Source organism: Stenotrophomonas sp. ASS1, assembly GCF_004346925.1.
GTDB lineage: Bacteria > Pseudomonadota > Gammaproteobacteria > Xanthomonadales > Xanthomonadaceae > Stenotrophomonas > Stenotrophomonas maltophilia_A.
In genome coordinates this window covers 3,675,273-3,696,748 of sequence record NZ_CP031167.1, presented here as the reverse complement: position 1 = coordinate 3,696,748, position 21,476 = coordinate 3,675,273, and the positions used below count along the sequence as shown (strand labels likewise).

Annotated in this window: 21 protein-coding genes; 14 read left to right on the top strand and 7 right to left on the bottom strand. The window is 67.4% G+C overall.

Annotation, left to right across the window (positions count from 1 at the left end; genetic code table 11):
• Positions 1–74 precede the first annotated feature (74 nt).
• Positions 75–611, bottom strand: coding sequence for an inorganic diphosphatase (gene ppa / locus MG068_RS17160; protein ID WP_005410935.1), 537 nt, complete (start codon positions 609–611; stop codon positions 75–77).
• A gap of 184 nt (positions 612–795) precedes the next feature.
• Between ppa and MG068_RS17155 the strand changes: the two genes are divergently transcribed.
• The 4 genes from MG068_RS17155 (at position 796) to MG068_RS17140 (ending at position 6,065) form a co-directional block, all read left to right on the top strand.
• Positions 796–1,269 carry a hypothetical protein gene (locus MG068_RS17155; RefSeq protein ID WP_032128396.1) on the top strand — a complete coding sequence of 158 codons (474 nt, stop codon included), beginning with the start codon at positions 796–798 and terminating at the stop codon, positions 1,267–1,269.
• A 72-nt stretch (positions 1,270–1,341) separates the two neighbouring features.
• Positions 1,342–1,842 (top strand): RNA polymerase sigma factor, encoded by a 501-nt coding sequence (locus tag MG068_RS17150; RefSeq protein ID WP_132810745.1) that lies wholly within the window; start codon positions 1,342–1,344, stop codon positions 1,840–1,842.
• A 104-nt stretch (positions 1,843–1,946) separates the two neighbouring features.
• Positions 1,947–2,879 (top strand): FecR family protein, encoded by a 933-nt coding sequence (locus MG068_RS17145; protein WP_132810744.1) that lies wholly within the window; start codon positions 1,947–1,949, stop codon positions 2,877–2,879.
• A gap of 267 nt (positions 2,880–3,146) precedes the next feature.
• Positions 3,147–6,065, top strand: a complete 2,919-nt coding sequence (locus MG068_RS17140) for a TonB-dependent receptor (protein WP_132810743.1) — start codon at positions 3,147–3,149, stop codon at positions 6,063–6,065.
• Positions 6,066–6,161: 96 nt separating this feature from the next.
• On the opposite strand, the gene MG068_RS17135 is transcribed toward MG068_RS17140, so the two are convergent.
• Positions 6,162–6,419 carry a DUF2789 domain-containing protein gene (locus tag MG068_RS17135; protein WP_006390068.1) on the bottom strand — a complete coding sequence of 86 codons (258 nt, stop codon included), beginning with the start codon at positions 6,417–6,419 and terminating at the stop codon, positions 6,162–6,164.
• Positions 6,420–6,525: 106 nt separating this feature from the next.
• On the opposite strand from MG068_RS17135, the gene MG068_RS17130 reads away from it, so the two are divergent.
• From MG068_RS17130 to MG068_RS17110, 5 genes are read left to right on the top strand one after another with little or no spacing between them, the layout of a single operon-like run.
• The gene (locus MG068_RS17130) at positions 6,526–7,113 is read left to right on the top strand and encodes a biliverdin-producing heme oxygenase (protein ID WP_049400694.1); all 588 of its coding nucleotides are present in this window, start codon (positions 6,526–6,528) and stop codon (positions 7,111–7,113) included.
• A gap of 31 nt (positions 7,114–7,144) precedes the next feature.
• Positions 7,145–7,612 carry a YbaN family protein gene (locus MG068_RS17125; protein WP_132810742.1) on the top strand — a complete coding sequence of 156 codons (468 nt, stop codon included), beginning with the start codon at positions 7,145–7,147 and terminating at the stop codon, positions 7,610–7,612.
• Positions 7,599–8,327, top strand: coding sequence for a tonB-system energizer ExbB (gene exbB / locus MG068_RS17120; protein WP_107431601.1), 729 nt, complete (start codon positions 7,599–7,601; stop codon positions 8,325–8,327). Before MG068_RS17125 ends, exbB begins: the two co-directional genes overlap by 14 nt.
• A gap of 9 nt (positions 8,328–8,336) precedes the next feature.
• A complete protein-coding gene (exbD, locus tag MG068_RS17115) occupies positions 8,337–8,762 on the top strand; it encodes a TonB system transport protein ExbD (protein ID WP_107431600.1) in 426 nt (141 codons plus the stop codon).
• Positions 8,759–9,478 carry an energy transducer TonB gene (locus tag MG068_RS17110; protein ID WP_071228168.1) on the top strand — a complete coding sequence of 240 codons (720 nt, stop codon included), beginning with the start codon at positions 8,759–8,761 and terminating at the stop codon, positions 9,476–9,478. Before exbD ends, MG068_RS17110 begins: the two co-directional genes overlap by 4 nt.
• 93 nt (positions 9,479–9,571) lie before the next feature.
• Here MG068_RS17110 and MG068_RS17105 read toward each other — a convergent pair whose 3' ends face one another.
• Complete coding sequence (locus tag MG068_RS17105; protein ID WP_132810741.1) at positions 9,572–11,614, bottom strand: sodium-translocating pyrophosphatase; 2,043 nt, start codon at positions 11,612–11,614, stop codon at positions 9,572–9,574.
• A 356-nt stretch (positions 11,615–11,970) separates the two neighbouring features.
• Here MG068_RS17105 and MG068_RS17100 point away from each other — a divergent pair, with 356 nt between their 5' ends.
• Positions 11,971–12,474 carry a hypothetical protein gene (locus MG068_RS17100; RefSeq protein WP_132810740.1) on the top strand — a complete coding sequence of 168 codons (504 nt, stop codon included), beginning with the start codon at positions 11,971–11,973 and terminating at the stop codon, positions 12,472–12,474.
• Positions 12,475–12,639: 165 nt separating this feature from the next.
• Here the strand turns inward: MG068_RS17100 and MG068_RS17095 are convergent, their stop codons facing one another.
• The 3 genes from MG068_RS17095 to MG068_RS17085 form a co-directional block, all read right to left on the bottom strand.
• A complete protein-coding gene (locus tag MG068_RS17095; RefSeq protein ID WP_049462878.1) occupies positions 12,640–13,029 on the bottom strand; it encodes a DUF488 domain-containing protein in 390 nt (129 codons plus the stop codon).
• 120 nt (positions 13,030–13,149) lie between these two features.
• Positions 13,150–13,944: a hypothetical protein gene (locus MG068_RS17090; RefSeq protein ID WP_032128387.1), complete on the bottom strand. Its 795-nt coding sequence runs from the start codon at positions 13,942–13,944 to the stop codon at positions 13,150–13,152.
• A 205-nt stretch (positions 13,945–14,149) separates the two neighbouring features.
• Complete coding sequence (locus MG068_RS17085; protein ID WP_132810739.1) at positions 14,150–15,406, bottom strand: 6-phosphofructokinase; 1,257 nt, start codon at positions 15,404–15,406, stop codon at positions 14,150–14,152.
• Between the two features lie 136 nt (positions 15,407–15,542).
• Between MG068_RS17085 and MG068_RS17080 the strand changes: the two genes are divergently transcribed.
• From MG068_RS17080 to MG068_RS17070, 3 genes are all read left to right on the top strand, one after another.
• A complete protein-coding gene (locus tag MG068_RS17080) occupies positions 15,543–16,106 on the top strand; it encodes an adenylate kinase (protein ID WP_032128385.1) in 564 nt (187 codons plus the stop codon).
• Positions 16,107–16,434: 328 nt separating this feature from the next.
• Positions 16,435–17,799, top strand: coding sequence for a UDP-N-acetylmuramate:L-alanyl-gamma-D-glutamyl-meso-diaminopimelate ligase (gene mpl, locus MG068_RS17075; RefSeq protein ID WP_032128384.1), 1,365 nt, complete (start codon positions 16,435–16,437; stop codon positions 17,797–17,799).
• The gene (locus tag MG068_RS17070; protein ID WP_132810738.1) at positions 17,796–18,374 is read left to right on the top strand and encodes an LON peptidase substrate-binding domain-containing protein; all 579 of its coding nucleotides are present in this window, start codon (positions 17,796–17,798) and stop codon (positions 18,372–18,374) included. The genes mpl and MG068_RS17070 overlap by 4 nt, the downstream gene beginning before the upstream one ends.
• Positions 18,375–18,732: 358 nt before the next feature.
• On the opposite strand, the gene MG068_RS17065 is transcribed toward MG068_RS17070, so the two are convergent.
• The gene (locus MG068_RS17065; protein WP_132810737.1) at positions 18,733–20,727 is read right to left on the bottom strand and encodes a bifunctional DedA family/phosphatase PAP2 family protein; all 1,995 of its coding nucleotides are present in this window, start codon (positions 20,725–20,727) and stop codon (positions 18,733–18,735) included.
• 85 nt (positions 20,728–20,812) lie between these two features.
• Between MG068_RS17065 and MG068_RS17060 the strand changes: the two genes are divergently transcribed.
• Complete coding sequence (locus MG068_RS17060) at positions 20,813–21,475, top strand: serine/threonine-protein kinase (protein ID WP_049400706.1); 663 nt, start codon at positions 20,813–20,815, stop codon at positions 21,473–21,475.
• The last annotated feature ends 1 nt before the right edge of the window (position 21,476 follow it).

Sequence of the window (21,476 nt, the reverse complement as noted above, 5' to 3'; positions counted from 1 at the left end):
TGTGATGTGCCGTCGTCATGAAACGTGACCCGCATCGCTCCGGCGGGGTGCCGCCGGAGCGATCCGGTTCAGGCTCAGGCCTTGCTGTCGAGATGGCGCTGGTGCGCCTCGATCAGGATCTGCTTGGCCTCAGCGGCGCCGCCCCAACCGTCCAGCTTGACCCACTTGCCCTTCTCCAGGTCCTTGTAGTGCTCGAAGAAGTGGCCGATGCGCTCCAGCCAGTGGCTGGACACCTGGGCGATGTCTTCGACGTGGGCATAGCCACTGAAGATCTTCGAGACCGGCACGGCCAGGATCTTCTCGTCGCTGCCTGCCTCATCGCTCATCTTCAGCACGCCGACCGGACGGCAGCGCACGACCGAGCCCGGCACCAGCGGCAGCGGCAGCACCACCAGCACGTCGGCCGGATCGCCGTCGCCGCACAGGGTGCTCGGCACGTAGCCGTAGTTGCAGGGGTAGCGCATCGGGGTGGACAGGATGCGGTCGACGAAGATCGCGCCGGTTTCCTTGTCCACTTCGTACTTCACCGGCTCCGAGTCCTTCGGGATCTCGATGATGACGTTGATTTCTTCCGGCGGGTTCTTGCCGGGCGAGACGAGTTCCAGACCCATGGTCGTGCTCCAGGTGGGGGATGTAGACGGATAGCCCCCCATTTTATGCCTTTGCCGGGCGCTGTGCAGAGGGAGGGGCCGACGGCGCTGCGGGGCGGGGGCCTACCGGGCAGGCCGGGATTGGCTGATGGGGGCGGCCGGCATGGGAGCGCAGGCTGGACCAACCTTCCCAAGGAGTCTGCCCATGAACGTGTCTGCCCTGTCGTTTGGCCTGACCTGCATGTTGCTGGTTGCGCCTTTGGCCCAGGCGTCCCCTTATGTCGACCTGATCGACTACCCGCACCAGGAGGCCAACTGGGACCGCTTCTTTGCCCTGGAAGGCCGTTTGCAGCATGGCTTCGATGCCATCTGTGGCGACACCTTCTGCGAGGGCGAATACAGCGATATCCGCGCCCTGCGCCTGCGCTGTTCGGTGGATGCGGTGCGGGGAACCGTGCATGAATGCCTGTGGGCATTCGCCGCCAGCGATCTGGAGGTGTCCCGCAACGATGGCGCGATCGTGGCCCGGCAACCGACCTGGTTGTGCCGCCTGCCGCTGGTGGCGGGAACCCCGGTGGAAGCCTTCCATGCCGCGCTCGCCGCCCGCAATCCACTGCATGACCCGCTGCCGGGGACCTCGCAGAGCGTCTATGACGGGCTGACCGGGTGCATCCATTGATGAGAACGTGACTGATTCTCATTAACGGAGTAGCATGCGCGGCGCCTTCCGTCTGTCGTCCCGGTTCCGCGCATGTCCTCCAATGCCGCCTCCCTCACCGAACTGCTGATCCGCGAGCGGCCTGCGTTGCTGCGCCGGGTGCAACGCATCCTGGGGGGCGACAACGGCGCCGAGGACGTGATCCAGGCGGTGTGGTTCAAGGCACGTGGCGTCGATGACAGCCAGGCCATCGACAACCCGCGCGCCTATCTGTACCGGCTGGCCGCCAACCTGGCCACCGACCATGGCCGCGAATCGACCCGGCGCAACCGTCTGCTGGCCGACCACTACCTTTGGGGGCCGGACGAGGTGATCTCGACCGAGGAGCAGGCGATGGCACAGGACGAGCTGCAGCGGGTGCTCGACGCGGCGGGACACCTGCCGGAGCCGACCCGCACCATCTTCCGGCTCAACCGCCTGCAGGGCCTGACCCAGGCCGAGATCGCCCGCCGTCTGGGGGTGTCGGTGACTACCATCGAGAACCATGTGCGCACCGCGCTGCAACGCCTGGCCTGGGCGCGCAGCGGCCGATGATCGCCCCGGCTTGGGGTTGGCCCTCGCTGAAACGTCTTGATCACTGGACCGCGGATGCGGTCTAGTTCCTCCGCCCGCGCTTGAATGCGCCTGTCCGCCAGCCGATGAGCCCGCCGAACACGCTGCCCGCCGCCAATGACGATGCCCTGGCCGAACAGGCCCGGGGCTGGATCGCGTGGCTGGCCTCGGGTGACATCGGCGAGGGGCGCATGCATGAGTTCGAACGCTGGCTGGCACAGCCGGGGCACCGTCGGGCCTTCGAGCACGAGCGCGCGCTGTGGCGCAGCGTCGGACCACGCCCGCAGGCCCGGCCCGCCGAACGCCGGCGCACGCGGCGGCTGCGCTGGGCAATGGCCGCTGCAGCTGCGCTGGCGATGCTGGTGGCATGGCCGGAGGCCTGGTTGCGGCTACAGGCCGACCATCGCAGTTCGCATGTCGTGCAGAACGTGCAACTGCCCGATGGCAGTCGCGCCGTGCTGGATGCGGACAGCGCGATCGCCGTGCGGTTTGATGCCGATGCACGCCGGATCGAGCTGCTGCGCGGGCGCGCCTGGTTCGAGGTCAGCCCGGATGCCCAGCGGCGTTTCAGCGTGCGCGCGGGCAATGGCGTGGTCGAGGACATCTCGACCGCGTTCTCCGTCGCACGCGACAACGATCAGGTGGAAACCCAGGTCGGACAGGGCAGGGTGCGCGTGGCCAGCCCGGCCGACGGTGGCTGGACCTACCTGCAGGTGGGACAGCGTGCGGTCTATGGCGAGCGCAGTGGCGTGACGCGTCTGGGAGATGTGGCGGCCGACAGTGTCGGCGCGTGGCGGCAGGGTGAACTGCTGCTGGAGCAGGCCAGCGTCGCCGAGGCCGTGCAATGGGTCGGGCGCTATCGCGCTGGCCCGACCTTCGTGCGTGGCGATCTGTCGCAGCTGCCGGCCGTCAGTGCAGCATTGCGCATCGATCGCCCGGAACAGGCGCTGGACGCGTTGGCGGCAACAGCAGGTCTTAGGGTTACTCGTCTTCCATTCGGCGTCGCCATCGTGCAGTAGATCCACGCCATGCGTGGATGACCGTCCCTGTGCCGACCAACGGTCGGCACCCACCACTGCAAGCAGCCTATCAACGGTTGGCACCCACCACTGCAACCAGCCGACCCACGGTCGGCACCTGCCGCGGCCGCAAATCGCTCTTGGGGTTGCCACGCTTTCATCCGTCTTACTCCGCGAACGTACCCGCCGCCGCCAGTACGTCGCCGTGTCCGCCCGTGTTGCGGATGTCGCCGCGCCCGCGGCACCGATTACCTGACAGGTTCCCCCATGTTCGATTTCCATCGTCCGGGCCGCATGCCGCGCCCGTCCCGCCTGTGCATCGCCCTGCTGGCGGCCGGCCTGGCCAGCGCCGCGCCCTCCGTACTCGCGCAGGATGCCAGCGGTGACCACGCTGCCGTGCAGCGCTTCGATATCCCCGCGCAGCCACTGGACGAGGCGCTGCGCAGCTACATGCGCCAGTCCGGCGTGCAGGTCGTGTACCCGGCCACTCTGGCCCGGGGTGTTACCTCGCGTACGGTCAGCGGCAGCCTGTCGGCCAGCGAGGCTTTGCAGCACCTGCTGCAGGGCAGTGGCCTGGCGGTGCGCCGGGTCAGTGCCGATGCGGTGACCCTGGAAGCGGCAGCGTCGGCGCAGGCCGACAGCGGTGTGATCGTCACCGATACGCTGAGCGTGGCCGGCGACCGTATCGACAGCGGCGCAACCAGCGACGAGGCGCGCCTGCTCGACGGCTATCGCAGCGTTGGCTCCACCACCACGCTCAACCGCACGCACCTGGAGCGATTCCGCGGTACGTCCAACGGCGACATCGTCAAGGGCGTGGCTGGCGTCACCGCCGGTGATCCGCGCGTGGGCAACGGCTTCGACGTCAACATCCGTGGCATCCAGGGCCAGGGCCGCGTGCCGGTGATCATCGACGGTGGCCAGTCCAGCATGGATACCTACCGTGGTTATGCCGGCCAGTCGCAGCGCACCTACCTCGACCCGGACCTGATCTCCAGCCTGACCATCACCAAGGGCCCGAGCCTGCAGGCCAACGCCTCCGGTGGCATCGGCGGTGTGGTCGAGATGGAGACGCTGAAGATCGGTGACGTGCTGCGCGAAGGCCGGGACTTCGGCGTGCGCGTGCGTGGCGGCCTGGCCAACAACAGCGCCAACAACCTGCCGTCCTACAGCGCCGCGCCGCGCACCGACCGCAGCGCCACCGGCAGCCAGTTCTTCAACGTGGCCGCTGCGGGACACTGGGATCGCTTCGATCTGGTTGCCGCCTACGCCTACCGCGACAACGGCAACTACTTCTCCGGCAAGCATGGCTACGATGTCTTCCCGCAGACCCGGCGCACGCTGGCACCGCTGAATCCGCCGCGTACCGAGGTATTCAATACCTCGGCCCGCTCGAAGTCGGCGCTGCTCAAGGGCACCTGGCGCATCGACGATGCACAGACCCTGGAAGCGGGCTACCGCCGCTACGAGGGCACCGCCGGCGAGATCATGGCCTCGCAGATCATCCGTGTGGATCGTGACCGCATTCCGCAATGGGACCCGGGCCACGTCGACATGGACAGCTACACCCTGCGCTATCGCTTCAACCCGGACAGCGAGCTGGTCGACCTGCGCGTCAACGCCACGTACACCGACACCGACAGCGTGATGTACAACAGCTTGACCGGCATCACCCCCTGGTACTTCGATCGCCGCACCGAGTGGTACGACGCGCCCAGCTTCAGTGGCGACCCCGGTTACAAGGATGCCTACCGCAATCCGCTGCGGCAGAAGCGCTTCGGCCTGGATGCCAGCAACACCTCGAAGTTCGATACCCACGCCGGTGCATTCACCCTCGACTACGGCCTGTCCTACAGCGATGAGGACATTGCACCGGGCAGTTCGGGGCCGGTCATGCACGATGACCTGATCAACAACCGCTTCCTGCGCAACGCCGAGCGCAAGGAATACAGTGCCGTGGCCTCGCTGAAGTGGCAGCCCGATGAGCATTGGGAACTGCTGGCCGGCGGCCGCTGGAACCGCGTGGATGTGCATGACCGCAACCGCCTGGCCACGCCCGATGCCTACGAGGTGCAGGGCCAGTACCGCTACACCGAGCTGCTCAATGGCAACCCGGCGCTGCCGTCTTGGCGGGCCAAGCGCATCGCGCTGCTGAACTGGTATCCGGACGCCAACGGCAATTTCACCCAGGAATCGCTGCTGGCTTCACCGTACAAGAAGGGTACGGTGGGCGACATCGGTGGCTGGAACTTCTACGACGCCGGCAAGGCGCAGGACCTGGAGGTGCCGGTCAGCTGGACCTGGTCGCAACCGATCCGCCGTCGTGACACCGCGTTCTCGCCGACCGCCAGCGTGGCCTACCGCTTCAGCGAAGACACCATGGTCTACGTGAAGTACGCCGAAGGCACCAAGGTGCCGAGCCTGTTCGAGACCACGCTGGGGCTGTTCACCGCCGCCAAGCCGGTCGGCGAACTGAAGCCGGAGCGTGCGCGCAGCTGGGAAATCGGTGCCAGCACCATCCGCTACGATCTGTTCACTGCCGGCGACCGCCTGGCACTGAAGCTGGCCTACTTCGATACCCGCATCGATGACCTGATCACCCGCGACTACCGCACGCTGTCGGCTGGACTGATCCGCAACGTCGACCAGTTCAAGGTCTCGGGCATGGAGTTCCAGTCCAGCTATGACAGCGGCAAGGTATTTGCTGATCTGTCCGCGCACTATTACTTCAAGGCCAAGACCTGCGCACCGGACATCGCAGCCGAGCGCCGTGCCTATGGTGCACAGCGCAGGAACGATGAACTGGCCAACACGCCGAACTGCGTGGACGGCGGCTTCGAGGGCTCGTACACCAATACCCAGAACCCGCCGCGCTACATGGTCAACCTGACCCTGGGCTCGCGCCTGTTCGACGAGCGCCTGACCTTCGGTACCCGCGTGGTCCACAACGCCGGCCCGATCAGCAAGCTGGACAAGGACTGGAACGTGGGCCTGTCGGCGATCCAGCAGCTGTACCGGCCGACCACCCTGGTCGACCTGTTCGCCAGCTGGAGCTTCAACGACCAGCTGTCGGTGGAAGCCGGCGTGGACAACCTGACCGACCGCTACTACCTGGACCCGCTTGCCCTGGGCGTGATGCCGGCCCCGGGCCGCACCGCGCGCCTGGCGTTGACCTGGAAGTACTGATCGTCGGGGTCGGATCCCTTTCCTGCAGAAAGGGCTCTGACCCCAGCGGGAGACAACGGTAGCGCCGGGCCATGCCCGGCGCCTTCCTCCAGCCAGTTACAGCCCGGTCGCCGCCTTCACCGCATCTTCGTGCAGCGACTCGTTCAGCTCATCCACCACCGTGGTCCACGCCGCGTCGGCCTGCAGCGATTCGGACAGGAACTGGCGCTGGGCATCGTTCCAGTACGGCGCTTCGACCACTTCCACATCGGTGGCCAGCTGGTGCTCGCGGATGAAGCGGGCGATGCCCTCGGCGCTGGCGTCCAGGCCCAGCTGCAGGAACAGGTTGGTCATGCGCGGTTCGGTGGTGATCATCGTCGGTTCCTGCGGGAAGAAGGGATACGCCATTATCGGTGCACATGGCCTTGGGGAAAGCCCCGTGGCGAACGTCTACAGCAGGACGACCCCCTTGGCATCCCCCATGAACGCACACATCGCCCCTGAAGACAGCCGCAGCCTGCGGCTCAAGGCCGCCACCCGCGACAGCCATGGCGCGCTGGACAAGCGCATCATGGCCGGCGACATCTTCGCCGACCGCAGCAACTTCGCCCGTTTCCTGCGCGTGCAGTATCGCTTCCACCGCAGTATCGATGCGCTGTATGCCAACCCTGCGCTGGATGCACTGCTGCCGGACCTGGGCGAGCGCCGCCGCCTGACCCAGGTGGCGCGCGACCTGCAGGATCTGGAGCAGACCCTGCCGGGGGCCGACATCGCGGCGTTGCCGTCCGATCTGGAGCTACCCGCCGCATTGGGGTGGCTGTATGTGGCCGAAGGCTCCAATCTCGGCGGCACCATTCTGTACAAGATGGCTGCCAAGCTCGGCCTGGACCGCGACTTCGGCGCCCGTCACCTGGCCGCGCACCCGGATGGCGCGGCGCGCCACTGGCGTGAATTCACCGCTGCGCTGGATGCGGTGCCGCTGAGCGCCGAGCAGGAGCAGCAGGTGATCGATGCGGCGGACGCCGCCTTCCGCAGCGTGCACGGCCACGTCGAAGTGGAATTCGCCTGATGCACGCCTCCCGCCTATCGGCGCAACGCTGATGCGCTGGCTCTGGTTCGCGCTGGGCTGGGTGATGGTCGGCCTCGGGGTGATCGGCGCGCTGCTGCCGGTGATGCCGACCACCATCTTCCTGATCCTGGCCGTGGGCTGCTTCGCGCGCAGTTCGCCGAAGTTCGAGCAACGCCTGCTGGCGCACCCGCGCTACGGCCCGTCACTGCGGCTGTGGCGCGAGCAGGGCGCGGTGTCGGGCAAGGGCAAGGCGTTTGCCAGCGCCGGCATGGCGGTGGGCTTCGTGCTGTTCTGTTGGGGCGCACATCCGTCCTGGCGGCTGCTGCTGGGCGTGGGCCTGTTCTTCGCGGTCAGCGCCGGCTACGTGCTCAGTCGGCCCGCACCGCGGTTGGAGCCCAACCCGGTCGTGGAAGTGGACGACGCCAATGATCCGCGCACGGTACGCCGCCGTGCAGCGACCCCTGATGCTGATGGAAAACGAGACGATGCTGCCTGCTGACCTGGCCCCCGTGGCTGCCCCTGCACTGACGCCCTGGGGCATGTATCTGGCCGCCGACGTGGTGGTGAAAACGGTGATGATCGCGCTCGCGCTGGCGTCGCTGGCCACCTGGACCGTGCTGCTGGCCAAGGGCTGGGAACTGGCCCGCCAGGCACGGCAGCTGCGCGCAGCGCGTGCGCTGCTGCTGCAGGCGCCGAGCCTGCCCGGCGAGAGCGCCGACGCCAGTATGCAGCAGGGTACCGCACTCGCCATGCTGGACGCAGCGCGCACCGAACTGCGCCTGTCGCAGGAACTGGATAGCCGCGACGGCATCAAGGAGCGCGTGGCCTCGCGCCTGGACCGCATTGAACTGGAAACCGCGCGCGTGCAGCGACGCGGCATCGGCGTGCTCGCCAGCATCGGCGCGGTGGCGCCGTTCGTCGGCCTGTTCGGCACGGTGTGGGGCATCATGAACAGCTTCATCGGCATCGCGCACAGCAACACCACCAACCTGGCGGTGGTTGCGCCCGGCATCGCCGAGGCTCTGCTGGCGACCGCGCTGGGTCTGGTCGCAGCGATTCCCGCCGTGCTGGTCTACAACCACTTCAGCCGTGTGCTGGCCGGCCTGCGGGGTCTGCTCGGCGATCTGTCCGCGGCTGTGCAGCAACTGGTCTCGCGCGATCTCGATCGTGCCGTTCCGCGTACCGCAGCGGCGCCGCTGCGTGCGGTGCACTGAGGCGCGTCGATGGCGATCAGGACCGCGTCCGACCGCGACGATGTGCCGGAAGAAGCACACGAGATCAATGTCACGCCCTTCATCGACGTGATGCTGGTGCTGCTGATCATCTTCATGGTGGCCGCACCGCTGGCCACCGTGTCGGTGCCGGTGCAGCTGCCGGCCAGCAATGCCAGTGCCACGCCGCCGGAACAGGCACCGGTGTACGTGACCGTCCAGGCCGATCTGTCGCTGCGCGTTGGTGAACAGGCCGTGGCGCGCGACAGCCTGGCGGCTGCATTGCAGGCGGCCACTCACAGTGACACCACGCAGCGCATCTTCCTGCGTGCCGATACCCGTGTGCCCTATGGCGAACTGATGGCCACGCTGGATGCGCTGCGCGCGGCCGGCTACCTGAAGGTGGCACTGGTCGGCCTGGAGCAGGGCGCACGATGAGTGGACTGCGGCGCTGGGCGACCAGCCTGGCGATCGTGCTGCTGGTGCATGCGCTGTTGATCGGCGCGGCCTGCTGGTGGGCGGCCCGTGCGCCGGCGCTGACGGCTGCGGTTCCGCCTGCGGCGCTGATGCTGGAACTGGCGCCGATGGCACAGGCACCGCCGGTGCCGCCGCGCGAGGTCGCGACCGGGCCGCTGCAGCAGCAACAACAGCGGCAGGCGCCGACGCCGGCCCTGCGTGAACAACCCAAGGCGCCGGTGCAGCCGCAGGGTGACCTGCCGCCACCGCGTACACCGGAGCCGACGCCGTCGCCGGACACCGCTGACGCCAACGTCGCGCAGACCAGCGCACCGCCGCAGGTGGCGGCTGATGCGGCTACACGCTACACCGCACCGCAGACCACGGCGGGTGAGCGCAGTCGTGCCGAGGCGACCTGGGAAGGACGCCTGCTCGGGCACCTGCAGAAACACCGCCGCTATCCGCGCCAGGCCGAGCGGCTGCGCCAGCAGGGTGTGGTCTACGTGCGCTTTGCGGTTGCCCGCGATGGCGCGGTCTCGGGGTTGAAACTGGGCCGCAGCAGTGGCTTCGCGCTGCTCGACCAGGAGACGCTGGACACCGTGCAGCGGGCCAGCCCGGTACCGGCGCCGCCGGCCGAAGTGGCCGGCGACCCGGTGGAAGTGATGGTGCCGGTGTCGTTCTTCCTGCGCGGGCGGTGACCTTGTAGCGTCGAGCTTGCTCGACTGCTCTTGCGGTGTGGGCCAGAAGCAGTCGAGCAAGCTCGACTCTACGGGTTTGCGCAAGGCGTGGATCTACAGCAGGGGCACCAGCAGCAGTGCCACGATGTTGATGATCTTGATCAGCGGATTGATCGCCGGGCCGGCGGTGTCCTTGTAGGGGTCACCGACGGTATCGCCGGTTACCGCCGCCTTGTGCGCCTCGCTGCCCTTGCCGCCGAAGTGGCCGTCCTCGATGTACTTCTTGGCGTTGTCCCAGGCGCCGCCGCCGGTGGTCATCGAGATGGCCACGAACAGGCCGGTCACGATCGTGCCGATCAGCAGGCCGCCCAGTGCGCGCGGCCCCAGCAGCAGGCCGACCACCACCGGCACCGCCACCGGCAGCAGTGAGGGCACGATCATTTCGCGGATCGCCGAGCGGGTCAGCATGTCCACCGCCTTGTCGTACTGCGGCTTGCCGGTGCCCTGCATGATGCCGGGGATCTCGCGGAACTGGCGGCGCACTTCTTCCACCACCGCGCCGGCGGCGCGGCCGACCGCTTCCATCGCCATCGCACCGAACAGGTAGGGGATCAGGCCACCGATCAGCAGGCCGATGATCACCGTGTGGTCGCTGAGGTCGAAGCGGAACTCCTGGCCGGGATTGGCCGCCTGCAGGTTATGGGTGTAGTCGGCGAACAGCACCAGTGCCGCCAGCGCCGCTGAGCCGATCGCGTAACCCTTGGTCACTGCCTTGGTGGTGTTGCCCACCGCATCCAGCGGGTCGGTGATGTCGCGGATCTCCGAGGGCAGCTCGGCCATCTCGGCGATGCCACCGGCGTTGTCGGTGATCGGTCCATAGGCATCGAGGGCGACGATCATGCCGGCCATCGACAGCATCGCGGTGGCGGCGATGGCGATGCCGTACAGGCCCCCAAGCGCGAACGCGCCCCAGATTGCCGCACACACCGCGACCACCGGTAGCGCGGTGGACTTCATCGAAATGCCAAGGCCGGCGATGATGTTGGTGCCATGCCCAGTGGTCGAGGCCTGTGCCACGTGCTGCACCGGCTTGTACTGGGTGCCGGTGTAGTACTCGGTGATCCACACGATCAGGCCGGTCAGCACCAGCCCGATCAATGCGCAGCCATACAGCGCCATCGGCCCATGCACGTTGTCACTCATCAACCCGGTGGTGATCGGGTAGAAGGCGATGGCGGCCAGAACGCCGGAGACGATCACGCCCTTGTACAGCGCCCCCATGATCGAGCTGCCCCGGCCACTACCCGGTTCGCCCACCTTGACGAACAGCGCGCCGATGATCGAGGCGATGATCGACACGCCGCCCAGCACCAGCGGATACAGCACCGCATTGGCGCCTGCCTCGGCCAGCATCAGGCTGCCCAGCAGCATGGTGGCGATCACGGTCACCGCGTAGGTCTCGAACAGGTCGGCGGCCATGCCGGCGCAGTCGCCGACGTTGTCACCGACGTTGTCGGCGATCACCGCCGGGTTGCGCGGGTCATCCTCGGGAATCCCGGCTTCGACCTTGCCGACCAGGTCGGCACCGACGTCCGCGCCCTTGGTGAAGATGCCGCCGCCCAGGCGCGCGAAGATCGAGATCAGCGACGAGCCGAACGCCAGCCCGACCAGTGCATGCAGCGCCTGGTCCATCTGCAGGCCCATGCGCAGCAGCAGCGCGTAATAGCCGGCCACGCCTAGCAGGCCCAGCCCTACCACCAGCATGCCGGTGATCGCGCCGCCGCGGAAGGCGACATCCATCGCCGCGCTGATGCCGTGGCGTGCAGCTTCGGCAGTGCGTACGTTGGCGCGTACCGACACGTTCATGCCGATGTAGCCGGCCGCGCCGGACAGCACCGCACCGATGGCGAAGCCGATCGCGGTGTACCAGCTGAGGAAGATGCCGACCAGCACGAACAGCACCACGCCGGCGACGCCGATGGTCAGGTACTGGCGGTTGAGGTAGGCACGCGCACCTTCCTGGATCGCGGTGGCGATCGCGACCATGCGTTCATTGCCGGTGGGTTGGCGCAGGATCCAGCGCGCCGAGACGATTCCGAACAGGATCGCGAGAATGGCGCAGCCCAGCGCCAATGACAGCCCGTGACGTTCCAGCATTAGACCCCTCCGCAGAATGGATGTAGGCATCCAGTGGCGATGAACGGCACCACGAGGGGGACGACGGGCTGCAGCCTGGAACCAACCCGTACCGACCTTGGTGGTCGTCCGACGTATGGCGGTGTTCAGCATTCCCTGGTGCCCGCAGTATGCGTGCCGCCACCTGTAGAGTCGAGCTTGCTCGACTGGCTTTTGCGAGCCGCGCCGCATCACCCGTGGGCGCCCTCCCGCTGAACGCATCGCCATGCGCGCGGAACCCGCCGCCAGTCCATGAGCATGCTTCGAGATCCACAGGCCTTTGCACCCCGTTAAGCCAGCCTCTGCAAGCCTGCGCTCAGTCCCGTAGGAGATTCCCCATGCGCCTGTCCCTGTTGATGCTTGCCGCCCTGGTCCCCGCCGTACCGGCACTCGCCGCGGAAACCCCGGAGCTGCAGCGTGCCGTGGGTGCCCCCCAGGCCGTGGGCGCGGTACACACCCTGCGGCAGATTCCCGAGGCCTGCGCGCGCCTGGAAGGTGCCTTCACCGGTCAGGCGGCCGAGCCGTATCGCTTCGCGCCGGTGCGGACCAGCGAGCAGTGCCAGCCGCGCGCGCGTTTCGTCGACTATGCCAAGGCGCAGCCGAGTGTGGACAAGGGCTGGAAGCTCAATGATGTGATCCGCGTGCCCAATGCCGCGTGCCCGGCGCAGCAGGCGGTAGTGCGGGTGTGGCGCCTGCCGTCGAGCAACAAGGTCGAGCTGGACGGGCAGGGCCAGTCGCGCATCTATCTGGAAGAGGCCAAGAAGCAGGCCGCTGCCGGCCAGATTCCGCAGGTGACGATGTTCGCCGCGCAGCTGCAGATGGAAGGCAAGGCCTGCAATTGAGGCCGTCCAGCAGCGCGCATCAACGCATGGCGTGGATCTACTGACGTGCCCGGCGCTGCGCATCCACGCATGGCGTGGATCTACTTCGCTGCGCATCGGTAGTGCCGGGCCATGCCCGGCGGGCAACCTGGTAGTGCCGGCCGCTGGCCGGCAACCCTGCAATCATCACTCCGCCAGCGTCGCCCCGCGCGCCACCAGCAGCTCTCGCAGGGCCCTGCGATGGCAATGCGCTTCATCCTCGCAGTAGCACCCCACGCTGATGTCGCTGTGCTGTGACATCGCGGCCAGAAGATCCAGCGCGTGGGCCGCGTCCGGCGCCTTCATCTCGGCCTTGTAGTGGCGGAAGAACGCATTCCAGTCGGCCGCGGTTTTCGCTTCGTGCGCCCGCTTTACCAGTTCCGCGCTGGGTGACAGGGTCGGGAACCAGACGTCGTACCAGTCCTGTGTCGCGAATTCGCTGCGTGGTACGCCGCGCGGTGGTCGCCGCACGGTACCGATACGCAGCCCTTCGCCGGGGTGGCGCGGCGTACCCAGTCGAACAACACGCAGTGCCATGATGACCTCCGGACGGGGTATCCATCATCCTGCGATGCACGTGCGCCAGGTGTGAACCGCTGTGGAAACGAAAAGGCCCGGGCGCCTGCGCACCCGGGCCTTTTCCCATGCTGGCAGCGATCAGTTGCCGCGGCAGTCCTTCAACCACAACACACGACCAATCTGGTCGTAGCTGTCGACCACGCCGGTCAGCGTCACCTTCTCGCGCGGGCGCAGGGCCAGCGCATACGCGGCCTGATTGGCTGCAAACGAGCAGGAAATGGCCACGCGCTCAAAGTCGATGCTGCCATCGCTGGGCAGGTCGAAGCTGGTGTTGTAGGTGCCGCCACTGCGCAGCACGGAGGTGATGCGACCGGTGATGGCGTAGGTCTTGCCCTTGTAGCGCGGCTCGACCGCGGCCGGGTTGTCCTTGTTCTGGTTGCGCAGCTGGAAGCCGAAGCGGTCGGCGGCAATCGTTACCACCGACGCCTGCGGAGTGGCCTTGGCTGCCTGTTCGCCAGCCTTGCCCGGCTTGATCTGGTTGAGCAGCTTGCACATTTCTTCGCGCACGCCATCGGCCGAGGCAATGGCGCCCTTGTTGACCTTCACCACCATGCCGACGGTGCCCTGGCCGCCTTCGGAGGTGGCACTGATGATCATCGGAATCGGCTTGTGGGCCATGGATTCCGGCTCTTCGATCAGCATCGAGCCGCCTTCCACGTCCTCGCTGAGGACGTCCATGTTGGCGTTCTTGGCGATCACCCGCATCTGGCCGATGGCACTGGCCACGGTCAGGTCTGGATGGGTGACCGATGAGGTGAAGGTCGTGCCGACGAAGGGATTGCCCTTCTTCTGGAAGTTGCTTTCGCAGGTCGCAGCGAAGGCCGGCGCGGCGGCACCGGACAGCAGCGCGGCGATCAGGATCGGGTGCTTCATGGTTACAGTCCTTGTGAAATGGCAGCACAGGCCCGGGCCTTGAAGGCCGGGCAGCGTCGAATCTGGCTTGCGGCGGCCCCTTTGCCCCGGGCCGGAGCCCGATTGTGGGGTGCTTCGGCGGCCGCCGCAATGTGCCCTGCGCTCCGCACAGGGCTCAGCACAGAGGGGCGTATACGACTTAATCCCCTCCGTCCCCTTTTTCGGCTCAGCCCTCGAAGGCCGGCAGCTTCTGCTTCACGGCCACGTTCTTCAGCGTCACGTACTTCGGCAGGCCGTCGGTGCCGTACGGCAGCGGTGCTTCGCCCTTGATCAGCGGCGACAGGTAGGCGCGTGCCTTGGCGGTGATGCCGAAGCCATCGCGGCGGATGAAGCCGGCCGGCATTTTCTTCTCGTGGTTGGCGATCTTCGACAGCGGCGCCGCTTCGATCCTCCAGCGATAGGGCGCATCGCTGCTGCGCACGATCACCGGCATCACGCCGTTCTGGCCCTTCAACGCCAGCTGCACGGCGGCCTTGCCGACTGCCTGCGCCTGCTCCCAGTCGGTCTTGCTGGCCAGGTGGCGGGCCGAGCGCTGCAGGTAGTCGGGCAGGGCCCAATGCACCTTCAGGCCCAGCTGGCCCTTGACCCGTGCGGCCAGGTGGGCAGCCACGCCGCCTAGTTGCGAGTGACCGAAGGAGTCCTTGCCGCCGCCAGCATCGGCGACGAAGCGGCCATCGGCGGTGGCGATGCCTTCCGACGCCACCACCACGCAGTAGCCGACCCGCTCGACCACGGCCTTCACCTTGGTCAGGAACGCGGCCTCGTCGTAGGCGCGCTCGGGCAGCAGGATGATGTGCGGCGCTTCGTCATCACCGTTGCCAGCCAGGCCGGCGGCCGCGGCCAGCCAGCCGGCGTGGCGGCCCATCGCTTCGTAGATGAACACGCGGGTGGAGGTCTCGGCCATCGCTGCGACGTCCAGCGCCGCCTCGCGCACCGAGACGGCGGTGTACTTGGCCGCCGAGCCGAAGCCGGGGCAGGTGTCGGTCACCGCCAGATCGTTGTCGATGGTCTTGGGCACGCCGATGCAGGTCAGGTCGTAGCCGGAGGCCTTGGCCAGCTGCGAGACCTTCAGCGCGGTATCGGCCGAGTCGTTGCCACCGTTGTAGAGGAACCAGCGCACGTCATGTGCGCGCAGCACCTCCAGCAGGCGGTCGTAGCGGGCGCGGTCGGCGTCCAGCGATTTCAGCTTGACCCGGCACGAGCCGAAGGCGCCGCCCGGGGTATGGGCGAGGGCGCGGATCGCGGCGGCACTCTCCTTGCTGGTGTCGATCAGCTCCTCGCGCAGCGCGCCGAGGATGCCGTTGCGGGCAGCCAGGACCTTGATGCCCTTGGCCCGGGCCTGCTCGATCACCGCCGCTGCCGTGGCGTTGATGACCGCGGTGACACCGCCGGACTGGGCGTAGAGGAGAGTACCGTTGCGCATGCTTCTACCTGCTCGGGGGAGGGGACATTGCAGGGACATTACCCGGATGCGGTAAAGTGGCGCTATTGCGGTGCAGCGATACCGGTCCGTCCGGGACGCGAACCTTCTTTGTTTTCAACACGTTGGAGTCAGGTCAATGCGATTGGTTCTGTTGGGACCGCCCGGTTCGGGCAAGGGGACACAGGCGACGCGCCTGAAGGAAAAGCTGGGGATCGCCCACATTTCGACCGGTGACATGCTGCGCGCGGAAATCGCCGCGGGCACGGAGCTGGGCAAGCAGGCCAAGACGGTGATGGATGCCGGCAACCTGGTGTCGGACGACATCCTGCTGGGCATGCTGGAGTCGCGCCTGACCCAGGCCGATGTCGCCAAGGGCTTCATCCTCGATGGCTACCCGCGCAATGTGGCCCAGGCCAATGCGATGGACGGCCTGCTAGCCAAGATCGGCCAGCCGCTGGATGCCGTGGTGCAGCTGGACGTGGCCACCGAGCTGCTGGTCGAGCGCATCGCCGGTCGTGCCAAGGAACAGGGCCGCGCCGATGACACGCCGGAAGCGGTGCGCCAGCGCCTGCAGGTCTACAACGACCAGACCGCCCCGGTGGTCGACTTCTACGCCGGCCGTGGCACCCTGGCCCGCGTCGACGGCGTCGGTGAGCTGGACGAGATCGAAGCCCGCATCCTGGCGGCGATCAAGGGTTGATCCTGCAGGGCCGGTGCACTGCCGGTCCTTCGGGCGCAAAAAGCACAGGCCTGGTCCGCGAGGACCAGGCCTGTGTCGTTTGATAGGCGCCAGCAGAGGGCTTGCTCAGGGCCCCGCAGCATGAGCTCCCTTGGGGATGGCCTCTTGGGGAGTAGGACCGGTTCGGGTACTGCGGCTGGCAGTTCGAATTGTGTCCGGGTTCACAGAACATCGCTATCGGGATTTCCCTGACAGATGATTGGAGTTTTCTCACATCCTGTGTAGGACTTGTCTTACCCCGGATCGGACATTGGCCCTATACAGCCGTCATCGGTCACAATCCTCGGTCATGAGCAGCGTACATATCCTTGCAATCGCCGGCACCTTCATGGGCGGCGTGGCCGCCCTGGCGCGGGAACTGGGCCATACGGTCAGCGGCAGCGACCAGGCCATCTATCCGCCGATGTCGACCCAGCTCGAACAGCTGGGCATCACCCTGGACCAGGGTTACCGCGCCGACAGCGTGCCGGCCGGCACCGACGAGGTGGTGATCGGCAACGCGCTCTCGCGCGGCAACCCGGCCGTGGAGGCCGTGCTCGACGCCGGCCAGCGCTACATCTCCGGCGCCCAGTGGCTGTCCGAACAGGTGCTGCCGGGCCGCGACACCCTGGCCGTGGCCGGTACCCACGGCAAGACCACCACCACCACCATCCTCACCTGGCTGCTGGAAAGCGCCGGTCGTTCACCCGGTTTCCTGATCGGCGGCGTAGCCGAGGATTTCGGCGTCTCCGCCCGCCTGGGCCAGGGCCGCGAGTTCGTGGTCGAGGCCGACGAGTACGACACCGCCTTCTTCGACAAGCGCAGCAAGTTCGTGCACTACCGGCCGCTGGTGGCCATCCTCAACAACCTTGAATACGACCACGCCGATATCTTCCCCGACGTGGCCGCGATCCAGCGCCAGTTCCACCATCTGGTGCGCACGGTGCCGGCGCGTGGCCGACTGATCGTCAACGGCGAGGATCAGCATCTGGCCGAAGTGCTGGCGATGGGCTGCTGGACGCCGGTCGAACGCTTCGGATTCGATCCGTCGCTGGAATGGCATGCCGAGCTGCTGGCCGCCGATGGCAGCGCCTTCCGCGTGCATCACCGCGGGCAGGCAATGGGCGACGTGCAGTGGTCGTTGCTGGGCCGCCACAACGTGCTCAACGGCCTGGCTGCGCTGGCCGCCGCGCATGCGGTGGGCGTGGCACCGGCCGACGTGATTCCTGCGTTGTCACGCTTCCGCAGCGTCAAGCGCCGCATGGAAGTGATCGGCCAGCATGACGGCATCACCATTTACGACGATTTCGCCCATCACCCGACCGCGATCGCCACCACATTGGAAGGCCTGCGTGCCAAGGTGGGTGATGCGCGCATCGTGGTCGCGATGGAGCCGCGCAGCAATTCGATGCGACTGGGCGCACACGCGCAGGCGCTGGCTCCGTCGCTGGCGCTGGCCGATGAAGTGGTGTTCCTGCATCGCCCGGAACTGGCCTGGGATGCCGCTGCGGTGATCGCCGCGGTGCGTGGCGAAGCGCACGCGGTGCCCGATACCGACGCGTTGCTGGCGCAATTGCAGGCCAGCGCGCGCAGTGGTGACCACGTGGTGTTCATGTCCAATGGTGGCTTCGACGGCGCGCCGCGCCGTTTCCTGGCCGCGCTGCAGGCCCGATGAGCGTCGACGGTTCGCTGCCGCTGTTTCCGCTGCACACCACGCTGGTGCCGGGTGCGGCGGTGGGCCTGCGTGTATTCGAGCGCCGCTATCTGGACCTGGTCCGCGACAGCGGCCGCAGTGGTGAGGGGTTTGGTGTCTGTCTGATCCTCGATGGCGAGGAAGTCGGCGCACCAGCGACGCCGGCCGCCTATGGCGTGCAGGTACGCATCGAAGACTTCGATGTCGGCGCCGACGGCGTGCTGCAGTTGCGCCTGCGTGGTACCCGCCGCTTCCATGTCGAGCGCACCCGCGTACGCGACAACGGCCTGGTGGTAGCCGACGTGCGTTGGTGCGATGAAGACCCGGACGATGAGCTACGGCCGCAGCATGCGCTGCTGGCCACGGTGCTGGGGCACATCATCGAACAGGCCGGCGAGACCTATGCGCCGGCCAACCCGGTGTTGCTGGACCAGGCCAGCTGGGTCGGCTGGCGGCTGGCCGAACTGCTGCCGCTGAGCGAGCAGCAGCGCCTGCAGCTGCTGCAGATGGATGACCCGCACCAGCGATTGCAGCAGTTGCTGGGCTGGATGCCGTAGCCGATAACCGCCAACCAAGGTTGGCCACTACCAGAGCGCAGCGGAACCGGAAAACGCCAACCAAGGTTGGCCACTACCAGAGCGCAGCGGAACCGGAAAACGCCAACCAAGGTTGGCGACTACCAGAGCGCGGCGGAACCGGGAAACGCCAACCAGGGTTGGCGACAGCCGGAGCGCGGCGGAACCGGGAAACGCCAACCAGGGTTGGCGACAGCCAGAGCGCGCCGGAACCGGGAAACGCCAACCAGGGTTGGCGACAGCCAGAGCGCACCGGAACCGGTAGCTGCCAACCTTGGTTGGCGGCCTTTTCCCGAAGCGCCAACCAAGGTTGGCGACTACCAGAGAAGCACCGGCTCGATCACGGCGTGGTCTTCAACCGCAGCACCGGCAGCCCGGTTTCGCTGTGCACATCCTCCCGCTGCGGCAGGTTCTGCACGGCGTCCTTCACCGCGTTCAACGCCGGGTCGACACCCCGCAGCGGGTGCCACATGCCGATCCATTCGAAGTGGCGCTCGTAACGCAGGGTCTGTGCACTGCCCAGCCACAGCGGCGTGTTGCCCGGCTGCAGCTGCGCGGGTGCCGGCCACAAGCGCAGCACATAGCGCTCATCCGGCTTCGCACCCTGGCGCACCATCAGCAGTGCTTCCACGCGGGTATCCAGCGTCGCCGGCAACACCGGCAGCTCGTCGGCACCGGTGTTCTTGTCCAGCATCAGCAGCGCCTGCTGCCAGCCGGCCTGCTCCTGCCGCTTCCAGCCGCGGGCTTCCAGCTGCGCCTGCAGCGGCGCCAGCGGGCCCGCCACCTGCACGTCCAGCGGCCAGCGCTGGTCGTCGTCGAACTCGTTGCGGCGCGCCGGCAGCGTGGCCCAGTCGTGCTGCCACCAGGCTTGCGCATCCATCGCCTGCGGTGCCGGCAGGGTCGGCTCGAACCGCTCCAGCTTCACCGGAATGTGGCGCGGTGCGTACCACATCGCCGCCACGGCGAAGACGCCGTAGAACAGCCAGGCCACCGGCTTCACCCAGAACGAGCGGTTGAAGCGGCGGCGGTAGGCGATGCCCAGCACCAGCAGCCAGAACGTGCCGAACAGCATGCCGCCGATCACATCGCTCAGCCAATGCGCGCCCAGGTACAGGCGCGAGAAGCCGATCAGGCTGACCACGATGCCCGACACCAGGTACGGCCAGACGCGGGTGCGACCCGGCATCTCGCGGGCGATCAGCACCGCGAAGAAGCCGAAGGTGATGGTGGCCATGGTCACCGACACCGACGGGAAGCCAAAGCCGCTGCTGGCATCGATCGGGCGCACCACATCCACGGTGGCACCGAGCAGCATGGTCAGCGCCAGGCCGAAGGCAAGCGCGGCCAGCCAGTGCGCGGCCGCCATCCAGCGTCGGCGCCAGATCAGGTAGCCCATCGCCGCCGCGGTGGCCGGCAGCAGTACCTGCCAGGCGCCCAGCGATGCCAGTGCGGCCATCGGGTAGTCGGCCAGCGGGTTGCGCAGCGCCAGCATGGCCTGGTGCACCAGCAGGTCGATCGCCAGCGGCTCGCCGTGTGCGACCACCACGGTCAGCAACGCGAACCAGCCCCAGCCCAGTACCAGCAACATCAACGCCAGCATTGCCAGCGGCACGGACTCACGCCGCTTCGGGTCCAGCACGCCAACGGTGTAGCGGCCCAGCGTCGGGTGACGGTTGGACCAATCCAGCAGCCGCGCCAGCCAGTTGTCCATGCGCGCGGCCGACCAGCGATAGCCGTACAGAACGATGGCCCAGACCAGGCCGAGGATCACCGCCAGCAGGCCGACCACCACCACCAGTCGTCCGGCCACGGCGGCCACGGCGTCATACGCCTCGCCAAGAATCCAGCCCGGCGCCAGGAACAGCACCGCCCAGGAGATGCTGGCGATGCCGCTGGCCTGCACGTAACGGCTGGCCGGCATCTTCATCATGCCGGCGATGGCCGGCACGAACGGTCGGATCGCGCCGACGTAGCGTGCGATCAGGATGCTTTTGAAGGCATTGCGGCGGAACAGGTTCTCGCCGCGGTCGAGCAGCTGCGGGTAGCGGCTGAACGGCCACACGCCGCGCAGGCGGTCACCCCAGCGGCGGCCGATCCAGTAACTGATACCGTCGCCCGCAAATGCGCCCAGGGCTGCAGCCGCCACCGCGTACGGCCCGGAGATCTGGCCCAGGCCGATGAACACGCCCACCGCGAACAGCAACGGCAGCGCCGGCACGATGGCGCCAAGAATGATCACCGCATCGCAGAAGGCGATGAGGAAGATAACGGCACCCGCCAACACGGGGTGAGCGGCAATCCACGCGAGCGTGGCGTCGATCCATGAAGAGTCCATTGCCCGATTATAGGGGCGTGAAGGTGACTGGTTCCCAGCCGCTTCGTGACCGTTTGCAACCGGCGCCTTCGCCTAGAATGGCCCCATGCCGCATACGCCAGACGCTCCACCGCACGCTTTGAAGGCCGACAGCTTCGGCCAGATCCTTCTTGTGAAAGGGCCCGATGGCCCCTTCGTGCGCCGTGATCTGGGCGCCACACCGCTGTGGCTGCGGCTGCCGGCCTGGTGGCTGGCCCGCCGCGAAGCACGCGCGCTGCGCCACATCCACGGCATGGCCGATGTGCCGCAGCTGCTGGCGTGGGATGGCCGTCACCTCGACCGCAGCTTCATGGCCGGCGATGCCATGTACCAGCGTCCACCACGCGGTGACCTGGCCTGGTTCCGCTCGGCGCGTCGGCTGCTGCAGCAGCTGCACCGCAATGGCGTGGCCCACAACGATCTGGCCAAGGAAGCCAACTGGCTGGTCACCGAAGACGGTCGTCCAGCGCTGATCGACTTCCAGCTGGCGGTGATAGGCAACCCGCGCTCGCGCTGGATGCGGCTGCTGGCCCGCGAGGACCTGCGCCACCTGCTCAAGCACAAGCGCATGTATTGCCGCGAGTCGCTCACCCCGGTGGAGAAGCGCGTGCTCAAGCGCACCTCGTGGGTGCGCGAACTGTGGTTCGCTACCGGCAAGCCGGTCTATCGCTTCGTCACCCGCCGCATCCTGCATTGGGAAGACAACGAGGGGCAGGGACCGAAGCCGTGAG